Origin of the sequence: Pelagovum sp. HNIBRBA483 (genome assembly GCF_040931995.1) — a bacterium.
Lineage (GTDB): Bacteria > Pseudomonadota > Alphaproteobacteria > Rhodobacterales > Rhodobacteraceae > JAEPMR01.
The window spans coordinates 772,008-792,332 of the sequence record NZ_CP162412.1 but is presented as its reverse complement, the minus strand read 5'-3'; the positions used below and the strand labels follow the sequence as shown (position 1 = coordinate 792,332).

The window sequence follows — 20,325 nt, the reverse complement described above, 5'->3', positions numbered from 1 at the left end:
ATTAGCGGAAGGCCGTCACTTCGATACTGTCGATCGTGCCGTAATCTTCGATTTCTAGGGTAATTCCGTCGCTGGTCGGCCCGCCTTGAGCGGATGTCACCTTGCCATAAACGGATGTGGGAATGATCTGGGTGCCGTCCAGGGTCTCGGCCTGAACCGAGAGCCGCACTTGTCCGCGCGCGGAGACGAGGCTCTCAGGCACTTCGGTCCAGCTAAATGTCATCTGGCCCGCTGTCTGCGCGCCATAGCGTTCGGTATGCAGCACCGTGTCAGTCATCGGGTCGAGATAAGAGACTGTCACCGATTTCGCGCCCTCGGGCAGATCGATCGCGCCATGCACCGCACCTTCTGCATCAGGCCGCGCAAGGCCACCCGGCACCAGTACCGAATGCCCCAGCAGGTTCGCGGCGGCGGAAACGCGGTTCGCCCAAAAGCCCTCACCAACGGCTTTCAGCGTGTCGTTCATCTCGCCAATGCCTTCAACGGTCGAGAACTGCGCCATCTGCGCAAGGAACTGCCCGTTATCCATCGGCTTCAATGGGTCTTGGTTCTTTAGCTGCGCCGTCAGAAGCGCAAGAAAGTCCTGCTGCGCCAGAACCCCGCCCTCGCGGCCCGCACTGCCGGTATCCGTCGCGGTGCTCGCGGGCGCAAAGCGGGAAAAGTCCGTGCTGATCTCAGTCATTCATATCGCCCCTATTTACCCATGCTCATCGTCCGCGCCATCAGCTCCCGCATGGTCGAGAGCGCTTCGAGCGTGTTCTGATACTGTCGGCTGGCTTCCATCATCTCGACCATCTCCTCTTCGGGATTGACAGTCGATTTATAGACAAACCCCTCCGCATCGGCGGCAGGGTGATCAGGACGGAACATCTTTTCCGGCTCCCGGTCGAGCTGCTGGATGGACGTCGCAGCCGCAGTTGAAAGGCTATCGACTTCGCTGGAATAGACCGTCTCGAATACCGGACGGATCGCCCGATAGGCCGTCTCAGCCGAGCTGGAGACAGTCCCTACATTGGCGAGGTTACTGGCGACGGTGTTCATCCGCACCATCTGCGCAGACATCGCCCGCATCCCGACATCGAAGATATTGTTGACGTCACTCATCCCTATTCACCCTTGATTGCGGACATCAGGCCAGAAATCCGCCGGTTAATCAGGTCCAAGCTGGCCTGATAACGGACGCTGTTTTCCGCAAAGGCCATCTGCTCGACTGCCATATCCACCGTATTGCCATCAGCCGACGGCATCACCGGCACCCGATAGCCCGGCCCGCTCGCGCCAGCGGTTGCAGCGGTTGCAATGTGCCTGCTGTCCGACACCCGCATCGCGCCACCTCCGGTTGCAGATTTCAGCGCCGTTTCAAAATCGAGATCCCGCGCCTTGTAGTTCGGCGTCGCCGCATTCGCGATGTTGGACAATAGGAGGTTGTTGCGCTGCTCACGAAGTTTCAGAGCCTCGGCATGTACGCCTATGCTATCCATGAAATTGCCAGCCACGACTATACGCTCCCGTTTTTTCGCCGTTCTTCCATTTGCGGAATTGAGTTCTGCAAGTTGGATGCCAACTGCAAACGGTGGGTCAAAAATGGCGAAAACATCTTCAAAACAGCGCCTCAAACCGCGCGATACGCGCCTCTCATCCGCGTCGAAAGCCATGTTCTCGGCATTTCGGCGCGCAAAAAAGGGCGACCCCGAAGATCATCTTTTTTCTCGCTACGAGGCCGCAAACACCCCGCTGGAACGCCGCGCCATTCGCGCCACATTGCTGCAAGTGATCGCCGAGAAAGGCCAAACCAAGAAGCCCAAAACCTTCCGCAAAGTCGATCCGACCCCACCACCAGAGCCTGATCCGATCGTCGAGGAAGCACCGCCGCCACCCAAAAAACCGGCCCGTGAAGCCCGCACCCGCATGTTGGACCTGTCCGATGCGGCGATGATGCTCCAGTTCGCCTCCAGCGACCCTGACGAAACGCCTGAAGAGGAAACCACGGCTGCGGAGGACAGTTCCGCAGCGCTGACCAACGCATTCGCGGAGCTTGAAAGCCTCCCCGACGCAGAACCCGAAGAGACGGCGCCGTCAGAGATTTCCCCCACCGACAAACCGGAAGATGACGCTCTGTCCACCGCATTCGCGGCCTCGGACGCAGACGACGACACCGCTACAGAGGGTGCCGAAGCGGAGAATACAGCCGTCGAGGAGGCTCTATCTGACGCATTTGCCACGTTGGACACCCTGCCAGAGCCAGAAGGCAAAAACGCAGCGAACGCGCTAGATGATGCCTTCGCGGAATTGACCGCGCTTAACGCAGACGCAGGCGCAGGCGCAGGCGCAGGCGAACCTTCCACTTCAGCCGATACGCCTCAAGGTGAGAACGAAAACGCCCTCACCGATGCCTATGCGGCACTCGATACGCTAGATAATTCGTCGGAAGAAAATCCAACGGTGGCAGAACCCAGCGAACCAGATGCCTCACTAGAAAGCGCATTCGCGGCTCTGGGCGAACTTGGCACACCCCAACCCGCCGAAGAAGACGACGACAACCAATCATGAGACGTAAAAAAAGCGCGTGAAACGCGCTTTTCAAATCAGTCTGTTATTTGGTCGCTAGACGAGGTTGCGGTCCCGTGCGATCATCGCAGCATGTGTGCGGTTGCGTGCATCAAGCTTGCGGCTGAGCGTCTTCACATGCAGCTTAACAGTCACTTCCTGCAAATCCAGATCGCGCGCGATCTCTTTGTTGGACTTCCCTTCGCAAATTCCGCGCAACACATCCACTTCCCGCTTGGTCAGCAGCCCGTCACCCGCTGCGGGTGTTTCCTGCATAAAGCCGAACGGCGCATAAATTTCACCCGCCGCCATGAAGCGGATCGCCGTTACCATCGACTTGGATGCCAGTGTCTTGGGTACAAAGCCGGACGCACCACCGCTCAACGCCGCATCGGCCACGTCACGGGTCGCTGTACCGGAGATAATCGCAACAGGGCGGTCATCATTCGCTTCGCGCATGCGCTTGAGCCCCTCTAGCCCGTTCATGCCCGGCATGTTGTAGTCGAGCAATACAACGTCAAAGCTCCCCGTTTCGTCCGCAATCACCAGCGCCTCATCAAGCGAGGCTGCTGTTTTTACTTCTGAAATCCCTTCAGCCAACAAAAACGCGCCAATCGTTTCCCTAACCAGGTCGTGGTCGTCTGCGATTAGAACTCTCATGCGGTAATCACCCCTATTTCGTATATATAGCCTACACACTATTGCGACTAGTTTGCATCAATTTTCGCGGCCCGGACACCCTCCAGCGACTCGCCTATCACAAAAGTTGAATCTTTCGGACCGGAAGAAGGGTTAAACGTGATTACACCTCTAAAACAGACAACCTGAGGCATAATTTGAAACCCTTTTAGCTATAAATACTATACTAAAGTATTGCTCTACATCCTCATGAGTTCATGAACGCTATTCCAAAAGATGCAATACATTAGCCGATTAACAATCCCAGCATGCAACTATGCATGACAGTATACCTAATAAAGGAGACAAATGTTGCAATTGGCATTTCTCAAAGTCCGCACTGTAGTTGCTAGTCTCGTGATGAGTGCCGCCGTTGCACTTCCCTTTTCCGCGCAAGCTGAAGGCCTTGCCGCACCTGCTGGCGACGTCATGCTCACGGTGTCTGGCGATATCGAGATGACAAACATCGGCGCCACAGCAGCGTTCGATCAGGAAATGCTTGCCGCTCTCCCGAATCTCACCATCTCTACGACGACGATCTGGACCGAAGGTATCAATGAATACACAGGCGTCGCTCTAAAAGATTTTCTCGCGTTTCTCGGGGTCGAGGACGGCACGCTTCGCGCGACTGCTATCAACGATTACGCAATCGAATTTCCCGTCGCAGACGGATTGGAAGACGGCCCCCTACTGGCCTATCTCCGTAACGGAGAAACCATGTCCGTTCGTGACAAAGGCCCGGTCTGGCTTATCTTCCCCTTCGACGATGAGCCCAAATTCCAGAACGAGGAATATTATTCGCGCAGCATCTGGCAGTTGGACCGGATCGAGATCGTAGAATAACCCAATACGCCCTGCGCAGGTGCGCAGCGCGACAGATACCGACGAACCGAAGACGATAGATTGAGTACCAAAGTGAACCGCCTAGAGAGCCAATTTCTTTCAGTCGAGAGCGGCAGCTGGCTTAAGCTGGCCGCCCTTGGTGTCGTCTTGTCTCTCTGCATCGGGACGATCGGGTTTCTGGGTTTTGACGTTCAAAGCAAGATCGAGGAACATTCCACCGCAACATCCGATAACGTGCAGTGGAACCTCTCGCAGCTGGAAGTGGAGTTCCTGCGCCTGCAACAAGCAGCGGACGCAGCGCAACCTAACGACGGTCCGACCCTCGACGAACTCCGGCGCAGGTTCGACGTCTTCTACAGCCGCATGATGATCTTTTGGAACGGCGAAATTTATGCGGATTTGCGCTCTGAACAGCCGAATTTCGTTGATCACGCCCGCTTGATCCGCAACACGCTCGATGACCACATCCCTTTGATCGACGGCAACAACGCGCAATTGTCCGAGGGGCTTTCCGATCTGCGCCTTTCCCTTGATGCGACGCTCCCCGAGGTGCGCGATATGTCATTGATCGGGGTTGACCACTTTGGGGCTATCGCCGCGGACAAGCGCAATGAAATCAAGATGACCCTGATCCGCCTCGCAGTGGTGACGGTTGCTCTGGTGGTATCCCTGCTGAGCGTGTCTTACGCGATTTTCCGCCTCTACCGGATCGCAACCCAAGTCGCCGGAGAGAAAGCCGAAACCAACGCCCGCCTGTCCGCTATGGTATCTTCCACGCTCGACGCTGTGATCGTCGCGGATCGGGACGGTATCATTGTCGAATTCAACGGCGCAGCGGAGGATATCTTCGGCCATACCGCAGAAGAGGCCGTCGGCTCTCCGATTTCCGACCTGATCATCCCCCCGCGCTACCGCCGCGCGCACGAAGACGGGATGATGCGCTTTAAATCGACGGGCCGCCGCAGGGTCGTCAACAAAGGGCGCGTCCAGCTCGAAGCGCTGCGCAAGGATGGTAGCGAATTCCCGTGTGAATTTTCGATCTCCTCCACCGGCACAGGGCCAAACGAAATGTTCGTGTCCTTCCTTCGTGACATATCAAGTCAAGTGGACGCGGAGAAAGAGCTCCTCAAAGCCCGCGACGAAGCCCTTGCCAGCGAACGCGCCAAGGCAGAATTCCTCGCCGTGATGAGCCATGAGATGCGCACCCCTCTCAACGGGATGCTCGGAACGCTCGAACTGCTTGGCGACACGTCCCTCAACGCGCGCCAGAAGGAATTCCTCCGCATCATGGAGACGTCCGGCAATCTCTTGTTGCACCATGTGAACGACGTTCTCGACATCTCGCGCATCGACTCAGGCAAGCTCGAAGTTGAAATGCGCCCGTTCAACCTCGAAAGTGTCATTGAGCAGGTCATAGAAAACCAGCGCGGTGCGGCTGTGGCCCAGCGCAGCAAGTTACTGACCGAGATGGTCAATATCAAAGCGCCGATGGTGCTTGGTGATCCGCAGCGCTTGCAACAAATCCTGATCAACCTGATCTCGAACGCGATCAAGTTCACCCAAGATGGTGAAGTGCGGGTCGAGGTCGAAAGCGTCGAGCGCGGCCAACAGTACGAAATCCGTGTCTTTGACACCGGAATCGGCATCGCACCCGAGAACCTGAACCGCATCTTCGAGGATTTCGTCACCGTGGACGCCTCTTATTCCCGCAATTCCGGCGGCACCGGCCTTGGGCTAGGAATCGTCAAGCGCCTGACAACGGCCCTTGGCGGCGAAGTGGGCGTCGAAAGCGAGGAAGGCGAAGGCTCGATGTTCTGGTTGCGCCTCCCCATGCCGACGCTTTCGAGCGGCGCTTCCTCCAGCGAAGAGTCCACCCCCGCCGAAAGCCCCGCGCAAGACTCCTCATCGCTGAATGTCCTCGTGGTCGAGGACAACCAGATCAACCGCATCGTTGTCGAAGAAATGCTCAAGAAAGAAGGCCACAAGGTCACGCTTGCGACAGATGGCCAAAAAGGGGTCGAAGCCGCAGAAGAAGATCGCTTCGATATCATCTTCATGGATATCTCGATGCCAGTCATGGACGGCGTACAGGCCGCACGGAACATTCGTAGTGGCACCGGCCCGAGCAAGGACGTGCCAATCATCGCCTTGACGGCACACGCCCTGCCCTCGGATATTCGCAGCTACCGCGAAGCCGGCATGAATGATGCACTCATCAAGCCGATCACCCGCGCAACGCTGGCTCGTACACTCGAGCAGAACATTGAGACAGTTCAATCTGGAGAAAGGACGGAACCTCAAACGGAAGAGGCGCCGGTGGAGCATATGCTGATTAATCACGAGAACCTTTCAACACTGACCAACGACCTTGGCGAAGAGACAGTCGCCACCCTGATGAGTTCTTTCATCAAGGAAACCTCCGAAATCGTCGTACAGCTGGCAGACGATCAAAGCCTTGACGATCAGGCGCTGATCGCCACCGCGCACAAACTTGCCGGCTCGACCGCAATGTTCGGCACGGACCACCTGTGCAACACCCTGCGCTCGATGGAAGGCCTCGGCAAATCCGGTGATATAGACGGCATGCGCGCCCTGCGCAGCGAACCGCGCCGCATCTGGGAGGAAACCCTCGTCGCCCTCCGCAACGAAGTGCCAGAGCTGATCGAAAGCTAAGAGATCGCCCCCAATGGCGGGCAAGGGGCTCCCTCACGGCCCCTTGCCCGTCGCCCCTTCCGCCTGATGCTAACTGCCGTCCACACCAAGCAGATGTGGACCCGTCATTGAACGACACCACAACACCGCGTTGCGATTCACCTGCCCCTGCGCCCAGTCATCGCAGTAACCGCTCCATCCCTTGCTAAATGGTACAAAAAGAAAGTGGCGCGGGGGTTCCCCGCGCCACTTTAAGCTTATCCTGGTGTGCAGCCCTCTCCCACGTGCTATTGCGGGGTCAGGCCCTGTGGCGCAGGATCAACCCTTGCCTTTCCACGGCACGAGCCAGCGCTCGGCCCAACGCATCAGCATGTCGATGCCAAAGCCGATGATCCCGATCAGGATAATCCCCATGATCACGATATCCGTGCTCTGGAACTTCGATGCGACCATGATCATCATACCCGCGCCCTTCTCGGCGGCGACGAGTTCGGCGGCAACCACGGTGCCCCAACACACGCCCATCGCCACGCGCGCGCCGGTAAAGATATCCGGCAACGAGTTCGGGATGATCACATGGCGCATGATCTGCACCTTGGACGCACCCAGCGAATAAGCCGCATGAACCTTGGATATCCGCACACCAGACACACCGGATCGCGCCGCAATCGCCATGATCCATAGGGCCGCAAGGAACAGCAGGATAATCTTACCGACCTCCCCAATCCCCGCCCAGATGATCACCAGCGGGATCAATGCCAGCGGCGGCACAGGGCGCATGAATTCAACGATCGGGTCAAACCATCCGCGGAACCAGTTGGAAAGCCCCATCGCATAGCCCAGCGGAATACCGACCGCCGCACCCAGCAGGAAGCCCACGATCACACGGAATAGCGAGAAGCCCAGATGCTCCGCCAGTGTCGAGTTGCGGTAGCCCGTGCTGGCGATCTCGCCCAAACGCGCCCAGACAGCCTCCGGCGCGGGCAGCCAGATCGGCTCCATTTGCCAGCCGGTACCGGGTGAGATGCTCAACGTCCCGCGCCGCGTCATCGCAACCGTCCCGAAGGAGACTTTCACCTCTTCATTCGGCGCGATTTCCTTGCCGTCGATTGCAACAACCACGGCACCATCGTCACGGCTGACCTCATCATTGTCCTCAACGCGCAACAATCCGGAACGGTAGGTCTGCACCGCAATCACGTCATTCTTGGCGATGCCATCCCCTGCCTCGATCTCTGGCAGGACGGGTTCGTCGCCCTCGGCATGGGCAACCACAGTCACCGTTGCGGTATCCGTCGTCCCGTCCGGCGCTTCCAGCGTATATTCAAAGCTGTCCGTTCCCGTGTAGGGACCTGGCGCATGGAGGAACTTCGGCAACAGGACCGACCCCGTGAACGACGCCCAAAGCACCACGATCAGCACGACCGAAATCACCGATGCGGCAAAGTTCGACGACACCGCGCTCTCATCCCCGAAAGTCACCGTTTTCAGCGAGGAGTAATCGTGCTTCGGCGTCATCAGCCGCTTCACAAAACTCCACGCAACATAGGTGGCAAGGATCAGCACGACATAGCCGATGACATATGGGATCGCGCCCCAAATGGTCAGCAGGACCGTGCCCAGTTCTTCTAGAAGAGTTCCGAAAACACCCATCTTACGCCTCCTCGACCCGGCCCATGATTTCTTCTTCCATATCCCAGATCATGCCCAGGATTTCTTCGCGGGTTGTGCCAAAATCGGGGTGCTTCTTCACCTCGCGCAAATCCTGTCCAACGCCAAGATCAGCAAATGGCAGGCGGTATTCCTTGTGGATCCGTCCCGGACGTGGCGCCATCACCAAGAGCCGCTCACCCAAGAGCAGCGCTTCCTCCACCGAGTGCGTGATCAGGATGATCGTCTTGCCTGTCTCTTTCCACAGCTTCAGCACGAGCCCCTGCATCTTTTCACGGGTCAGCGCATCGAGCGCGCCCAGCGGCTCGTCCATCAGGATCACATCAGGATCATTGGCCAGACACCGCGCCAGCGCCACACGTTGCTGCATGCCGCCCGAAAGTTCGTAAATCGCTTTTTCCTTGAAGTCGCGAAGGCCCACGATATCGAGCAGGTGATCCACGTTCTCCATGTACTCGCTCGGCTTCTGCCCCTTCATGCGCGGGCCAAAGCTCACATTGTCGCGCACGCTCATCCACTCGAACAAAGCGCCTTGCTGGAACACCATACCCCGTTCCAGCCCCGGCCCCTTGACCACCTTGTCATTGAGGACAATGCGCCCCTCGGTCGGGGCGAGGAAACCAGCCACGATATTCAGCAAGGTTGTCTTGCCGCAGCCCGAAGGCCCCAACACCGCAAGCAACTCGCCGCTCTCAAGTTTCAGTGTCACGTCTTTGAGCGCCTGCACCGAGCTGCCATTCGGCAGATCGAAGCGCATCGATAGGTTTTCAATGGATAATTCAGACATACCAACTCCCACAGGTTGTCAAGGAGCACCGCTTTATGCGTGCGATCTCCCGGAAAACATGTGGCGGGCGGTGTGGCAGGCGCGATACCTCGCGCCTGCCCCGTGTCTGATTACATTTCGCTGGCAGCCATCAGCGGACCAACATTCACGTTGGACTCGTAGCTGTCTTTCGCAGACGGGATGGAGCCTGCTTCAACAAAGACGCCAGCAACACCCTTCATGAATTCCTGAGCCGCACCACCGAGCCACTTGCCCGACAGCTGTGCTTCAACGCCCGGGAAGACGAAGGTTGCCATAGTTTCAGCAGTTGCCTCTTCGGACATACCAGCGTCTTGCGCGATAACCGGCAGCATTTCATCTGCCATCGCGCCGGAGTTCCAGCCTTCGTTCATCTCAGCCGTTACCGCGAGGAAGGAAGCCACCAGATCAGGGTTCTCTGCAACCCAGCCAGCAGGGCCGGAGGTCACGTCAAACACCAGAATGCCCAGCTCTTCTTTCTCGGCGCCGGTCAGCAGCACGTTACCATGCTCAAGCGCACGGCGCAGCGAGCCGCCCCAGCCGCAGAACATGTCAACGGAACCTTGAGCGAAAGCAGCAGCGCCATCCGGCGGTGCCATGTCAACGATCTCGATCGAGGAGACGTCCACGCCGAAGTGGTCCATCTGCTTCAGGAAGCCGTAATGCGCAGCAGTACCGAGCGGAACAGCGGCCTTCACACCGGCCAGTTCGCTTGCGTTCGATGCGTCGATTTCCAGCGCAGCCTGAACGACGCAGTTGTCGTTGTCAGCATAGGAAACAGCAACATCCAGCGTCTGGAGGTCTTGACCGGCAGAGGTTGCAACAACGAACGGCGGCACACCTTGGCTCACAGCCAGCTGCACATCGCCAGATGCCATCGCGGCGCTCATCGCGGTACCAGTGTCGAAGCTGACCCAGTTGATGTCCACGCCCATAGCTTCTTCGTAGGCGCCGGTGACTTTGCCGTACTGGAACGGCATCGGCCATTCGAGGAAGTAGGCGACGGTGATTTCACCATGACCAGCCGCTGTTGCAGCTTGCGCACCCGCAAGCATTGCAGTTGCAGCCACGGCTCCCATCAGAGTCGTTTTGATTTTCATTTAGTCGTTCTCCCATGTTTATGCCCTTTCGGGCGGGTCATCGGGCGGGTTATGCCGCCTCGTATTAGTACGGAGCTCTGGATCGAACGATCCGTAAGCCCCTATTCTGCACAGTATAAGGAGCACCTGTCACCCCATTACTGCGAGCCATTTCTGCGAAAACGGGCTTCCTTGAGGGAAATCACCGAGATGTTCCGCACATAGAGCCAAGGAAATTCGCAGCCCTGCGTCAACGTTTCCTTTGCCAAACAATCTAAGGCCAGATCTTTACGCACGCTTCTATGACTTCCCTAATAACTCATAAAATTCATCTATTTAGCAGATTGGACGCTCCAGTTTTGGCCGCAATTCCCATCAATTTGGATATAAATATGGTCGCATACTGGCCCTATCGAATGTGCATTTTGCAGGCACAGATGGTTACATCAAAGGCGGTCGATCAAAGCGGATTCGACCGCCCCTCTTTGGTTATTGGAGAACACCATGGAATCCCTCGCTCTACCCAACGACCCTGGCAAGGTAATCGAAGCAGACCGCGCACACGTCTGGCACCATCTGGTGCAGCATAAGCCGTTTGAGACTATCGACCCCCAGATCATCGTCGAAGGCCGCGGCCTGCGCGTATGGGATATCACCGGCAAAGAGCATATCGATGCTGTCTCCGGTGGTGTTTGGACCGTGAACGTCGGCTATGGCCGCACCGAGATTGCCGATGCCGTGCGCGACCAACTCGTCAAGATGTGCTATTTCGCGGGCGCCAAAGGCACCATCCCCGGCGCTGAGTTTGCCGAGCGCCTGATCGAAAAGATGCCCGGCCTCAGCCGCGTCTACTATGCGAACTCCGGTTCCGAGGCGAACGAGAAAGCCTTCAAGATGGTGCGCCAGATCTCGCATAAGCATCATGGCGGCAAAAAGCACAAAATTCTCTACCGCGAGCGCGACTATCACGGCACCACCATCGCCACCCTCTCCGCCGGTGGCCAGCAGGAGCGCAACGCACAATACGGCCCCTTCACTCCCGGTTTCGTGGAAGTGCCGCACTGCCTCGAATACCGCGCACAAGAGGGCTGGGAAGGTGAAGCCTATGGTGAGAAGGCGGCTCAGGCCATCGAAGACGCCATCCTCCGCGAAGGCCCCGATACCGTCGGCGCACTCTGCCTTGAGCCGATCACCGCTGGTGGCGGCATCATCGTCCCGCCAAAGGGGTATTGGGATCGCGTGCAAGAGATTTGCCGCAAGTATGACGTTCTCTTGCACATCGACGAGGTCGTCTGTGGCCTTGGCCGCACCGGCACTTGGTTCGGCTACCAGCAGTTCGGCATTCAACCGGACATCGTGACGATGGCAAAAGGCGTGGCCTCCGGCTACGCGGCGATCTCCTGCTGTGTGACCTCCGAGCGCGTGTTCGAGTTGTTCAAAGATGCAGAAGATCCAATGGGCTACTTCCGCGACATCTCTACCTTCGGCGGCTGCACCGCAGGCCCGACCGCCGCGCTGGAGAACCTCCGCATTATCGAAGAGGAAAACCTCCTCGAAAACTCGAAGGTCATGGGCGCGCGCCTCAAGGCCAACCTCGAAGCCCTGATGGCAAAGCATCGCGTCATCGGTGACGTGCGCGGCATGGGCCTCTTTGCTGGTGCCGAGCTTGTCGTCGACCGCGACACCAAGGAGCCGGTCGAGGAAAAGCGCGTCATGGCTGTTGTCGCGGATTGCATGGCGCAAGGCGTCATTATCGGCGCCACCAACCGCTCGCTGCCAGGGTTCAACAACACCCTGCTGTTCGCGCCAGCTCTGATCGCCACGGCAGACGACATCGACGCCATCACCAATGCCGTCGACAAAGCGCTGACCAAAGTATTCAGCTAAGAAAGCTGCGCTCCACCCTGCCCACTCTGGGGTGGAGCGCTTTATTTTATGGCGCATCATAATTCTCTCGGCCAGCCGATCGGCGCGCCGCTCACGGTCACTCTGCCCCGACCACCGATCCCTCACGCCGCGATGACAGGCCGCTGGGCGCAGGTTGTGCCAACTGATCCGGCAGCGCACGGTCCCGCTCTCTTTGACGCATTCGCCCACGATACGGACGGTCGCAACTGGACCTATCTCCCCTATGGCCCCTTCGACAGCCTCACCGGCTTCATGGACTGGCTCGTCCCAACCAGCGCAGGAAACGATCCCCTCTTTAACACCATCCTCGATCGTGCTGGCCGCCCCTTGGGCCTCGCCTCTTATCTGCGGATTGATCCGGCCAACGGCGTGGCCGAGGTGGGTCACATCCATTTCTCGCCACTGATCCAGCGCAGCGCCATCGCGACCGAGGCGATGTACCTGATGATGGCCCGCGTGTTCGATGCACTGGGCTATCGCCGCTACGAATGGAAATGCGACGCGCTTAACGCCCCTTCCCGCGCCGCCGCCCAGCGCCTCGGCTTCCAATACGAAGGCACCTTCCGCCAAGCGACCTCCTATAAAGGTCGCAATCGGGATACCGCTTGGTTCGCGATGATCGACAGCGATTGGCCCCATGCCCGCGCTGCCTTTCAAAACTGGCTCGCCCCCAGCAATTTCAATGCCGAGGGTCAGCAGAAAAGCCCCCTGCGAGCCGCCGCGCGGCGCTAAGTCCAGATTGCGCGCGCCCTAAGACCAGTCTAGGATACGCCATGGGCATATCCGTCGAATCCTTCTTCCTTGATCCCGCTGCCGAAGGCACGCTCCAAAGGCAGATTCAACAGATGGTCGCGCAAGGCATACTCGAAGGCCGCTTTCGCGCGGGCGAAAAGCTTCCATCCTCGCGCCGCCTTGCACAGTATCTCGGCGTCAGCCGGATCACTGTCACCCTCGCCTATACTGAACTCGTCGCGGATGATTATGTGACGGCCCGCGGGCGCTCCGGTTACTTCGTCTCCGAAAATGCCCCCGAGCCACCCGCCTTCCCCGCCCGCCGCTCCGATAGCGGCTCGGTGGATTGGTCGCGCATTCTGTCCGGCCGCTACGGAGATAACCCGCTCGGCCTGTCCAAGCCCCGCGACTGGACCCGCTTTCGCTACCCGTTCATCTACGGGCAAGCAGACCCGACGCTTTTTGATTCCGCCAACTGGCGGCTCTGCGCGTTGCAGGCCCTCGGGCGGCGTGATTTCACCGCGCTGACCACCGATTATTTCGAGGATGACGACCCACAGTTGGTCGAATTCATCGCCCGCCAAACCCTGCCCCGCCGCGGCATTCTCGCCAGCCATGACGAAATCCTCGTAACCCTTGGCGCACAAAACGCGCTCTGGCTCACCGCGCAAGTGCTGCTCAACCCGCGCCGCCATGCGTCCTTCGAAGATCCTGGTTATCCCGCGCTGCATTCCCTCCTGAAACTGTCGCGCTGCCGCTTGGACACCATCCGGATCGACAAATCCGGCCTCGTACCAGAGTCGATCCCTGATGATACCGATGTGGTGTTCACCACGCCGTCACACCAATGCCCGACCACCGCCACCATGCCCGTGGACCGCCGCCGCAAACTGCTCGCCAAGGCCGAGGCCGAAGATTTTCTGATCGTCGAAGATGACTACGAATTCGAGAACTCCTACCACGCACCGACCTCTCCCGCGCTCAAGTCGCTCGATCGCAACGGGCGGGTGATTTACGTCGGCTCTTTCTCCAAATCGCTCTTCCCCGGCTTGCGTCTGGGCTATCTCGTCGGCCCTGCCCCCTTCATCCGCGAGGCACGCGCCCTGCGCGCCTCTGTCCTGCGCCACCCACCGGGGCATATCCAGCGCACCGTCGCCTATTTCCTGTCGCTCGGCCATTACGATGCCCTCGTCCGCCGCACCTCGCGTGCCTTGCACGAGCGCCGCACCGTTCTGGATGCCGCCATCGCCGAAAACGGCCTGACGGTCGCGGGCCAAGGCAGCTTTGGCGGCTCTTCCGTCTGGATGCGCGCGCCGGATAACGTCGACACCACCATTCTCGCCCAGACACTGGCCGCCAAAAGCGTACTGATCGAACCGGGCGCGCCGTTTTTCTTCTCACCCGATGGCCCGAAGAACCATTTCCGACTCGCCTATTCCTCGATTCCAACCAACCGCATTCGCGAGGGCGTTGCGCTCATCGCGCAAGCCATCAAGAAACGGGCATAGTAAAGGCTGAAAGCAGTCTCAAAAACCAAACTGGACCTATTCCGACAGGGCATGTGGCCCTATTTCCAAAAGGTCCTCGACAGTAGTTAAGTATATGATCTGCCCGCTCGCGGGCGTTATTTTTAGGGAAAGTTGCGCTCATGAAAATGACCACCGAAGAAGCCTTCGTAAAAGTCCTCCAGCGCCACGGCATCCAGCATGCCTTTGGCATTATCGGTTCGGCAATGATGCCGATCTCGGACCTCTTCCCGAAAGCCGGCATCACCTTCTGGGACTGCGCCCACGAAGGCTCCGCCGGCATGATGGCCGATGGCTACACCCGCGCCACCGGCAAAATGTCGATGATGATTGCGCAAAACGGCCCTGGCATCACCAACTTCGTGACCGCCGTTAAAACCGCTTACTGGAACCACACACCTCTCCTGCTCGTTACCCCGCAGGCTGCCAACAAGACCATCGGTCAGGGCGGCTTCCAGGAAGTCGAGCAGATGAAGCTGTTCGAAGATATGGTCGCCTATCAGGAAGAGGTGCGCGATCCGTCCCGCGTGGCCGAGGTTCTGACCCGCGTTATCAGCCAAGCCAAGCGCCTCTCCGGTCCGGCTCAGCTGAACATCCCGCGTGACTTCTGGACTCAGGTCGTCGACATTGAGATCCCCGACCCGATCAATTTTGAAATGTCTCCGGGCGGCGAAAACTCCATCGCTCAGGCCGCAGCGCTGCTCTCCGACGCAAAGAACCCCGTCATCCTCAACGGTGCAGGCGTTGTCCTCTCCGCTGGCGGCATCGACGCCTCTATGGCTCTGGCCGAGCGTCTCGACGCACCCGTCTGCGTTGGCTACCAGCACAACGATGCCTTCCCCGGTTCGCACCCGCTCTTCGCTGGTCCGCTGGGCTACAACGGCTCGAAAGCTGGCATGGAGCTGATCAAGGAAGCCGACGTCGTTCTCTGCCTCGGTACCCGCCTGAACCCGTTCTCCACCCTGCCCGGCTACGGCATGGAATACTGGCCCGCTGACGCGAAAATCATTCAGGTCGACATCAACCCCGACCGTATCGGCCTAACCAAGAAAGTCTCTGTCGGCATCGTGGGTGACGCCGCTAAAGTGGCACGCGGCATCCTCGGCCAGCTGTCTGACACCGCAGGCGACGCGGGCCGCGACGCGCGCAAAGCCCGCATCGCCCAAACCAAATCCGCTTGGGCACAGCAGCTCTCCTCGATGGATCACGAAGATGACGATCCAGGCACCTCTTGGAACCAGCGCGCCCGCGCCGACAAGCCCGATTGGATGAGCCCCCGCATGGCATGGCGCGCGATCCAGAGCGCCCTGCCGAAAGAGGCGATCATCTCCTCCGACATCGGCAACAACTGCGCCATCGGTAACGCCTATCCGTCGTTCGAAGCTGGCCGCAAGTATCTGGCGCCGGGTCTGTTCGGCCCCTGTGGTTACGGCCTGCCCGCCATCGTCGGCGCGAAGATCGGCTGCCCTGATGTGCCGGTCGTCGGCTTCGCCGGTGACGGTGCCTTCGGCATCGCGGTCAACGAACTGACCGCCATCGGCCGTGGCGAGTGGCCACCGATCACCCAGATCGTGTTCCGCAACTACCAGTGGGGCGCTGAAAAGCGTAACTCCACCCTGTGGTTCGACGATAACTTCGTCGGCACCGAGCTGGACACGCAGGTCAGCTACGCCGGCATCGCTCAGGCCTGTGGCTTGAAGGGTGTCGTTGCCCGCACGATGGAAGAGCTGACCGCCGCCCTGAACAAGGCGATCGAGGATCAGATGAAGCACGGCAAGACCACGCTCATCGAAGCCCTGATCAACCAGGAACTGGGCGAACCTTTCCGCCGCGACGCCATGAAAAAGCCTGTCGCCGTTGCAGGGATCTCGGCAGACGACATGGTTCCTCAGGCCTGAAGCGCCTGATGACCCTGACGCCGACAGAACTCCTCCAACAGACCGCGCGTTCCCGACGCGCGGTCATCGCTATGAGTGAGGGCAGCGATCCCCGTATCGTCGAGGGGGCGCTCGCCGCCCGCGATCTCGGTCTTGCTGACATCATTCTCGTCGGTCCCCGCGCTGATATCCTCGCCGCTCTCGCGCCGCACGGCGCGGTTGAGGGCGACCGCCTCGCCATCCACGACCCCGCCGACAGCCCGCTTTCCGCTGATCTCTCTGCCGCCTACCTTGCGCTCCGCGCCCGCAAAGGCGCTGATCGGGCCAAAGCCGATGCCGCCGTCCGCGATCCGCTCGTTTACGCCGCTCTTTTGGTGCGCGAGGGCCATGCCGACGGCACCGTCGGCGGCGCTGTTGCCACCACCTCCGATATCGTGCGCGCCGCGCTACAGATGATCGGAAAAGCGCCCGATGCCGCGCTGGTGTCGAGCTTCTTTCTCATGTACCCACCCGCCGCCGCCTCCGAAAGCGCGCGCGCGATGCTTTATTCCGATAGTGGCTTGGTGATTGATCCCAGCGCCGAGGAGCTCGCCTCCATCGCCGCCACTTCCGCCACCTCCTTCCGCGCCTTGATGCAGGATACACCCCGCATCGCAATGCTCTCCTTCTCGACCAAAGGCTCCGCCCGCCATCCTGCCGTTGATAAGGTCACAACAGCCACCGCGCTCCTCCGCACCGCCCACCCTGACCTCTCCGTCGATGGCGAGCTGCAATTCGATGCCGCGTTCGTCCCCGCCGTTGGCGCATCTAAAGCCCCCGGCTCCGATGTCGCAGGCACCGCCAACGTGATGATCTTCCCGAATTTGGATGCAGGCAACATCGCCTATAAGATCACCCAGCGCCTCGGCGGCTACACCGCCATAGGCCCCGTGCTGCAAGGCCTCGCCAAGCCTGCCAACGACCTCTCGCGCGGCTGCTCTGCCAGCGACGTCACCGAAATTATCGCCGTCACCGCGCTGCAATCCTTTGAGGCCCGCGCATGACGGCTCCCGCCCCGACCGGCTGTATCTCCAGCCCCCCATCCGCATTCGCAAAGAGGAACGCCGCATGACAGCCCCGACTCCGAAGCTGGATCTCTCGCCGAAAGTCTCCGACGAAGTGCGCAAGACCACATGCTACATGTGCGCCTGCCGCTGCGGCATCAACGTCCACATGAAGGATGGCAAGGTCGCCTATATCGAGGGCAACCGCGACCATCCGGTGAACCGTGGCGTTCTCTGCGCCAAAGGCTCGGCTGGCATCATGCAGGTGAACGCCCCCTCCCGCCTCCGCGCACCGCTCAAGCGCGTCGGCCCGCGCGGCTCCGGCGAGTTTGAAGAGATCACATGGGATGAAGCGCTCGACATTGCCACCAGCTGGCTCAAACCCGTGCGCGAAACCGCCCCTGAAAAGCTCGCCTTCTTCACCGGCCGCGACCAGTCGCAAAGCTTCACCAGCTTCTGGGCGCAGGGCTTCGGCACCCCGAACTACGCCGCCCACGGCGGCTTCTGCTCGGTCAACATGGCCGCCGCAGGCATCTACACTATGGGCGGTGCGTTTTGGGAATTCGGCCAGCCCGATTGGGATCTCACCAAGCTGTTCGTCCTCTTCGGCGTCGCCGAGGACCACGATTCCAACCCGATCAAAATGGGCATCGGCAAGGTCAAAGGCCGTGGCGACAAAGTGATCGGCGTCAACCCGATCCGCACCGGCTACAACGCTGTGGCCGATGACTGGTTCGGCATCACACCCGGCACCGATGGCCTGCTGATCCTCGCGCTGGTGCATTGCTTGCTCAAGGCAGGCCGCGTCGATCTCACCTACCTCGCCCGCTTCACCAACGCGTCGTGCTTGGTAAACGAAGATCCGAACTCCCCGCAGAACGGCCTTCTCCTGCGCGACGAAGACGGCAAGCCGCAGGTGATCGACCGCAACACCGGCAAACTGGCCCCTTGGGATGGCGCAGGCGTCGAGCCTGATCTGTCAGCCACCCACACCGTTGGCGATGTCACGCACCGCCCCGTGTTCCACCACATCGCGGAGCGTTATCTGGCCGATGACTACGCGCCCGAAGCCGTGGCCGAACGCACCGGCATTTCCGCCCAGCGCATCCGCGCTCTGGCCGCCGAAATCGCCCGCACCGCCTTTGAGGAGGAAATCGTCCTCGACCGCGAATGGACCGATTTCCGTGGCGTGACGCACAAAACCATGGTCGGACGCCCCGTCAGCTTCCACGCGATGCGCGGCATCTCCGCCCACTCCAACGGTTTCCAGACCTGCCGTTCGCTGCACCTCCTGCAAATCCTGATCGGCGCGGTCGAAACACCGGGCGGTATGCGGTTCAAACCGCCCTACCCCAAGCCCGCCACCGCGCACCCCAAGCCGCATTGCAAAGTCACCCCCGGCCAGCCGCTCGACGGCCCGCACCTTGGCTTCGTCCACGGCCCCGACGACCTCTGCATTGATGAAGACGGCACGCCCAAGCGCATCGACAAAGCGTTCTCTTGGGAGAACCCCATGTCCTCGCACGGGCTGATGCATATGGTCATCTCCAACGCCCATGCAGGTGACCCGTACAAGATCGACACGCTCTTCATGTACATGGCGAACATGTCGTGGAACTCGTCGATGAACACCTCCGGCACCATGAAGATGCTGACGGACACTGACGAAAACGGCGATTACGTCATCCCGCGCATCATCTACTCCGATGCCTATTCCTCCGAGATGGTCGCCTATGCCGATCTCGTCCTGCCTGATACCACCTATCTGGAGCGGCACGACTGTATCTCCCTCCTCGACCGCCCGATCTGCGAGGCCGACGCCGTCGCCGATGCCATCCGCTGGCCGGTGATCGAGCCGGACCGCGACGTGCGCGGCTTCCAGTCCGTGCTCTGTGACCTCGGCGCGCGCCTTGGCCTGCCCGGTTTCGTCAACGAGGACGGCAGCCAGAAGTATCAGGACTACGCCGACTACATCACCAACCACATCCGCCGCCCCGGCATCGGCCCGCTCGCTGGCTGGCGCACTGGCGAAGATGGTCTGTCTAATGGTCGCGGCACCGCCAACCCCGATCAGCTTCAGGCCTATATCGACAATGGCGGCTTCTGGATGTCCCATGTGCCGGATGAGGCCGCTTACTATAAGCCGTTCAATCGCGCCTATCAGGATTGGGCGGTGCAGATGGGCTTCTACGACAGCCCGCAGCCCTACATCTTCCAGCTTTATGTCGAGCCGATGCGCCGCTTCCAACTCGCCGCCGAAGGCGAAGGCCGCGTCCAGCCTCCCGATCACCTGCGCGGCCGGATCATCGCCACGATGGACCCGCTCCCCGTCTGGTATCCGCCCTTCGAGGACGGCCATGTCGATCCAGAAGAGTATGACGTTCACGCCCTGACCCAGCGCCCGATGGCGATGTATCACTCATGGGGCACGCAAAACGCATGGCTTCGCCAGATCCACGGTCGCAATCCGCTCTACGTCCCCACCAAGATCTGGAAGGATAAAGGCTTCCGCCCCGGCGATTGGGCGCGCGTCACCTCCGCGCATGGTGAGATCACCGTGCCGGTGATGGAGATGCAGGCGCTCAATGACAACACCGTCTGGACATGGAACGCCATCGGAAAGCGCAAGGGCGCTTGGGCGCTGCAAAACGATGCGCCCGAGGCGACCAAGGGCTTCCTGCTCAACCACCTGATCCACGAGCTTCTGCCGCCAAAAGGCGACGGCCTGCGTTGGGCGAACTCCGATCCGATCACAGGTCAGGCCGCGTGGTTCGATCTGCGGGTCAAAATCGAGCGCGCCGCCGCGCCCGCCGAGGCACAGCCCGCCTATCCGCCGATCCAGTCCCCCGTGGGGCAGGGTCCGGCCAATCTCGCGTGGAAGGTTGGAGAGGAATCATGAGCACTCAATCCACCCTACCCGTTAACCCGCTGTTAGAGTTTCTGCACCTGCGATATGCATCGGAT

16 protein-coding genes are annotated in these 20,325 nt (G+C 59.9%); 9 read left to right on the top strand and 7 right to left on the bottom strand.

Going from position 1 to position 20,325, the window contains the following annotated elements:
* Position 1: 1 nt before the first annotated feature.
* Genes AB1E42_RS04010 through flgB form a run of 3 tightly spaced genes read right to left on the bottom strand, consistent with a single transcriptional unit; the run spans position 2 to position 1,481 of the window.
* Positions 2–682 carry a flagellar hook assembly protein FlgD gene (locus AB1E42_RS04010; RefSeq protein WP_368345713.1) on the bottom strand — a complete coding sequence of 227 codons (681 nt, stop codon included), beginning with the start codon at positions 680–682 and terminating at the stop codon, positions 2–4.
* An 11-nt stretch (positions 683–693) separates the two neighbouring features.
* Entirely contained in the window at positions 694–1,104 is a 411-nt protein-coding gene (gene flgC, locus AB1E42_RS04005) for a flagellar basal body rod protein FlgC (protein WP_368345712.1), read from the bottom strand.
* A gap of 2 nt (positions 1,105–1,106) precedes the next feature.
* Entirely contained in the window at positions 1,107–1,481 is a 375-nt protein-coding gene (flgB, locus tag AB1E42_RS04000; protein WP_368346361.1) for a flagellar basal body rod protein FlgB, read from the bottom strand.
* Between the two features lie 103 nt (positions 1,482–1,584).
* On the opposite strand from flgB, the gene AB1E42_RS03995 reads away from it, so the two are divergent.
* Positions 1,585–2,550 carry a hypothetical protein gene (locus AB1E42_RS03995; protein ID WP_368345711.1) on the top strand — a complete coding sequence of 322 codons (966 nt, stop codon included), beginning with the start codon at positions 1,585–1,587 and terminating at the stop codon, positions 2,548–2,550.
* 54 nt (positions 2,551–2,604) lie between these two features.
* Here the strand turns inward: AB1E42_RS03995 and AB1E42_RS03990 are convergent, their stop codons facing one another.
* Positions 2,605–3,207, bottom strand: a complete 603-nt coding sequence (locus tag AB1E42_RS03990) for a response regulator (protein WP_368345710.1) — start codon at positions 3,205–3,207, stop codon at positions 2,605–2,607.
* A gap of 327 nt (positions 3,208–3,534) precedes the next feature.
* Between AB1E42_RS03990 and AB1E42_RS03985 the strand changes: the two genes are divergently transcribed.
* Together AB1E42_RS03985 and AB1E42_RS03980 are read left to right on the top strand one after the other, a co-directional pair.
* Positions 3,535–4,068: an oxidoreductase gene (locus AB1E42_RS03985; RefSeq protein WP_368345709.1), complete on the top strand. Its 534-nt coding sequence runs from the start codon at positions 3,535–3,537 to the stop codon at positions 4,066–4,068.
* A 60-nt stretch (positions 4,069–4,128) separates the two neighbouring features.
* The gene (locus AB1E42_RS03980; RefSeq protein WP_368345708.1) at positions 4,129–6,741 is read left to right on the top strand and encodes an ATP-binding protein; all 2,613 of its coding nucleotides are present in this window, start codon (positions 4,129–4,131) and stop codon (positions 6,739–6,741) included.
* 297 nt (positions 6,742–7,038) lie between these two features.
* Here AB1E42_RS03980 and AB1E42_RS03975 read toward each other — a convergent pair whose 3' ends face one another.
* The 3 genes from AB1E42_RS03975 to AB1E42_RS03965 all read right to left on the bottom strand — a co-directional run bounded on the left by AB1E42_RS03975 (position 7,039) and on the right by AB1E42_RS03965 (position 10,296).
* Positions 7,039–8,373, bottom strand: coding sequence for an ABC transporter permease (locus AB1E42_RS03975; RefSeq protein ID WP_368345707.1), 1,335 nt, complete (start codon positions 8,371–8,373; stop codon positions 7,039–7,041).
* A 1-nt stretch (position 8,374) separates the two neighbouring features.
* Positions 8,375–9,178, bottom strand: coding sequence for an ATP-binding cassette domain-containing protein (locus tag AB1E42_RS03970; protein ID WP_368345706.1), 804 nt, complete (start codon positions 9,176–9,178; stop codon positions 8,375–8,377).
* Positions 9,179–9,288: 110 nt separating this feature from the next.
* On the bottom strand, positions 9,289–10,296 hold the full coding sequence (locus AB1E42_RS03965; RefSeq protein ID WP_368345705.1) for an ABC transporter substrate-binding protein: 1,008 nt from the start codon (positions 10,294–10,296) through the stop codon (positions 9,289–9,291).
* Positions 10,297–10,779: 483 nt separating this feature from the next.
* On the opposite strand from AB1E42_RS03965, the gene AB1E42_RS03960 reads away from it, so the two are divergent.
* The 6 genes from AB1E42_RS03960 (at position 10,780) to AB1E42_RS03935 (ending at position 20,260) form a co-directional block, all read left to right on the top strand.
* On the top strand, positions 10,780–12,162 hold the full coding sequence (locus tag AB1E42_RS03960) for an aspartate aminotransferase family protein (protein ID WP_368345704.1): 1,383 nt from the start codon (positions 10,780–10,782) through the stop codon (positions 12,160–12,162).
* A gap of 48 nt (positions 12,163–12,210) precedes the next feature.
* On the top strand, positions 12,211–12,915 hold the full coding sequence (locus AB1E42_RS03955; protein ID WP_368345703.1) for a GNAT family N-acetyltransferase: 705 nt from the start codon (positions 12,211–12,213) through the stop codon (positions 12,913–12,915).
* 41 nt (positions 12,916–12,956) lie between these two features.
* Positions 12,957–14,423 carry a PLP-dependent aminotransferase family protein gene (locus tag AB1E42_RS03950; protein ID WP_368345702.1) on the top strand — a complete coding sequence of 489 codons (1,467 nt, stop codon included), beginning with the start codon at positions 12,957–12,959 and terminating at the stop codon, positions 14,421–14,423.
* Between the two features lie 140 nt (positions 14,424–14,563).
* Positions 14,564–16,339, top strand: coding sequence for a sulfoacetaldehyde acetyltransferase (gene xsc, locus AB1E42_RS03945; RefSeq protein ID WP_368345701.1), 1,776 nt, complete (start codon positions 14,564–14,566; stop codon positions 16,337–16,339).
* Positions 16,340–16,347: 8 nt separating this feature from the next.
* The gene (gene pta, locus AB1E42_RS03940) at positions 16,348–17,361 is read left to right on the top strand and encodes a phosphate acetyltransferase (protein WP_368345700.1); all 1,014 of its coding nucleotides are present in this window, start codon (positions 16,348–16,350) and stop codon (positions 17,359–17,361) included.
* Positions 17,362–17,425: 64 nt separating this feature from the next.
* Complete coding sequence (locus AB1E42_RS03935) at positions 17,426–20,260, top strand: molybdopterin oxidoreductase family protein (RefSeq protein WP_368345699.1); 2,835 nt, start codon at positions 17,426–17,428, stop codon at positions 20,258–20,260.
* Positions 20,261–20,325 lie beyond the last annotated feature (65 nt).

Coding starts and splice junctions, on each gene's coding strand:
- AB1E42_RS03965 (WP_368345705.1), bottom strand. CDS start 10,296: ATGAAAATCAAAACGACTCTGATGGGAGCCGTGGCTGCAACTGCAATG.
- AB1E42_RS03975 (WP_368345707.1), bottom strand. CDS start 8,373: ATGGGTGTTTTCGGAACTCTTCTAGAAGAACTGGGCACGGTCCTGCTG.
- AB1E42_RS03995 (WP_368345711.1), top strand. CDS start 1,585: ATGGCGAAAACATCTTCAAAACAGCGCCTCAAACCGCGCGATACGCGC.
- AB1E42_RS03950 (WP_368345702.1), top strand. CDS start 12,957: ATGGGCATATCCGTCGAATCCTTCTTCCTTGATCCCGCTGCCGAAGGC.
- AB1E42_RS03985 (WP_368345709.1), top strand. CDS start 3,535: ATGTTGCAATTGGCATTTCTCAAAGTCCGCACTGTAGTTGCTAGTCTC.
- AB1E42_RS03960 (WP_368345704.1), top strand. CDS start 10,780: ATGGAATCCCTCGCTCTACCCAACGACCCTGGCAAGGTAATCGAAGCA.
- xsc (WP_368345701.1), top strand. CDS start 14,564: ATGAAAATGACCACCGAAGAAGCCTTCGTAAAAGTCCTCCAGCGCCAC.
- AB1E42_RS03970 (WP_368345706.1), bottom strand. CDS start 9,178: ATGTCTGAATTATCCATTGAAAACCTATCGATGCGCTTCGATCTGCCG.
- AB1E42_RS03935 (WP_368345699.1), top strand. CDS start 17,426: ATGACAGCCCCGACTCCGAAGCTGGATCTCTCGCCGAAAGTCTCCGAC.
- pta (WP_368345700.1), top strand. CDS start 16,348: ATGACCCTGACGCCGACAGAACTCCTCCAACAGACCGCGCGTTCCCGA.
- AB1E42_RS03955 (WP_368345703.1), top strand. CDS start 12,211: ATGGCGCATCATAATTCTCTCGGCCAGCCGATCGGCGCGCCGCTCACG.
- AB1E42_RS03990 (WP_368345710.1), bottom strand. CDS start 3,207: ATGAGAGTTCTAATCGCAGACGACCACGACCTGGTTAGGGAAACGATT.
- flgB (WP_368346361.1), bottom strand. CDS start 1,481: ATGGATAGCATAGGCGTACATGCCGAGGCTCTGAAACTTCGTGAGCAG.
- AB1E42_RS04010 (WP_368345713.1), bottom strand. CDS start 682: ATGACTGAGATCAGCACGGACTTTTCCCGCTTTGCGCCCGCGAGCACC.
- flgC (WP_368345712.1), bottom strand. CDS start 1,104: ATGAGTGACGTCAACAATATCTTCGATGTCGGGATGCGGGCGATGTCT.